The organism is Dietzia sp. DQ11-44, assembly GCF_014145205.1.
Lineage (GTDB): Bacteria > Actinomycetota > Actinomycetes > Mycobacteriales > Mycobacteriaceae > Dietzia > Dietzia natronolimnaea.
This window is the reverse complement of record NZ_JAALEC010000577.1, coordinates 1-1,406: the sequence shown is the minus strand read 5'-3', so window position 1 is coordinate 1,406 and position 1,406 is coordinate 1. Positions and strand designations below refer to the sequence as shown.

The following is a 1,406-nucleotide window of genomic DNA, read 5'->3' as shown; positions in this document are numbered from 1 at the left end:
CGCCGCGTCGGCGCGGCGGGCGAGGTGGTCACGGACGGAGGTCACCACGTCCCCGCCGTAGTCGGCACGCCCGCCGGCGCCCGCCCGGTACTGGTCGGGAGACACCCAGTGCATGAGCACCACGGGGCAGCCGTGGTCGGCGACGACCTCCAGCATGCCGGGGTCGGCGAGGCCTCCGGAGACGTCGTTGATCAGCGCCGCTCCCGAGTCCAGGGCCTCCGCCGCGACGGAGGCGCGCATGGTGTCGACCGAGACCGTGAACTCCTCCTCCACGAGTGCGCGGACCAGCGGGATCACCCGGGCCGCCTCGTCGGTCCGATCGACCCGGATCGCACCCGGCCTCGTGGACTCCCCGCCGACGTCGAGGAGGTCGGCGCCCTCGGAGACCAGGCGACGCGCATGGGCGAGGGCCGCCTCGGGGGCGAGGTGCCGCCCACCGTCGGAGAAGGAGTCCTCCGTGACGTTGACGATGCCCATCACCGCGCAGCGGCCCGGGCGCGGCAGTACGGACGGGCGCGGCGGGGCGGCCGGGTGGCTCACGTACCCCGGAGGAGGCCGAGGGCCTCCGCCCTGGTGGAGGCGTTGGACCGCATGCTGCCCCGGACCGCGGAGGTGGTGGTCACGGAACCGGCTTTGCGGATCCCCCGCATGCTCATGCACAGGTGTTCGCACTCGATCACCACGAGGACGCCGGTGGGCTGGAGCCTGTCCACCAGGGCGTCGGCGACCTGGCCGGTCAGGCGTTCCTGGACCTGAGGGCGCTTGGCGTAGAGGTCCACGAGTCGCGCGAGCTTGCTCAGCCCGGTCACGGCACCGGATCGCCCCGGGATGTATCCGATGTGGGCCACCCCGTGGAACGGCACCAGGTGGTGCTCGCAGGTCGAGTAGATGGGGATGTCGCGCACCAGCACCAGTTCGCGGTGATCCTCGTCGAAGGTCTTGGACAACACGTCCGCGGGGTCGGTGTACAGCCCCGCGAACACCTCCCGGTAGGCGCGGGCGACTCGGGCAGGGGTGTCCAGGAGTCCCTCGCGCTCCGGGTCCTCACCCACGGCGATCAGGAGTTCCCGGACCGCGGCCTCGGCGCGTTCGGCGTCGAACACGCGGTCGGTGGACCTCGACCGGGCGTCGGCCGCGGGGATGTGGTCAGGGGTTGTCATCAGTCCTCTTCTCGCACGACACCAACCGGGAGGTCAGTCGTCACGTTCCCACGGGGCACGCCACCCGGGTTCCTTGTCCTCGCGTCGCCGCGACCCGCTCCGACGCCCGTCACCGTCGACCGCCGACCACGCCCGGGTCGACCGATCGGACGGCGTGGCGTCCCGGTCCCCCGGGCTGCCGGGCTCCTCGACCGTGGTCTCGGGGTCGGCGGGGGCGGCAGGGAGACGGGTGGTCTCGGACTCGCT

The 1,406-nt window shown here is 72.9% G+C and carries 3 protein-coding genes; all 3 read right to left on the bottom strand.

The annotated features are described in order from the left end of the window. On the bottom strand, positions 1-477 hold a 477-nt coding region (folP, locus tag G6018_RS13665), incomplete at its 3' end, for a dihydropteroate synthase (protein ID WP_182639901.1). Positions 478-536: 59 nt separating this feature from the next. Further along, positions 537-1,160 carry a GTP cyclohydrolase I FolE gene (gene folE, locus G6018_RS13660; protein ID WP_179524473.1) on the bottom strand — a complete coding sequence of 208 codons (624 nt, stop codon included), beginning with the start codon at positions 1,158-1,160 and terminating at the stop codon, positions 537-539. Positions 1,161-1,193: 33 nt separating this feature from the next. After that, the coding region (locus G6018_RS13655; RefSeq protein WP_182639900.1) for a hypothetical protein at positions 1,194-1,406 on the bottom strand (213 nt) is incomplete at its 5' end.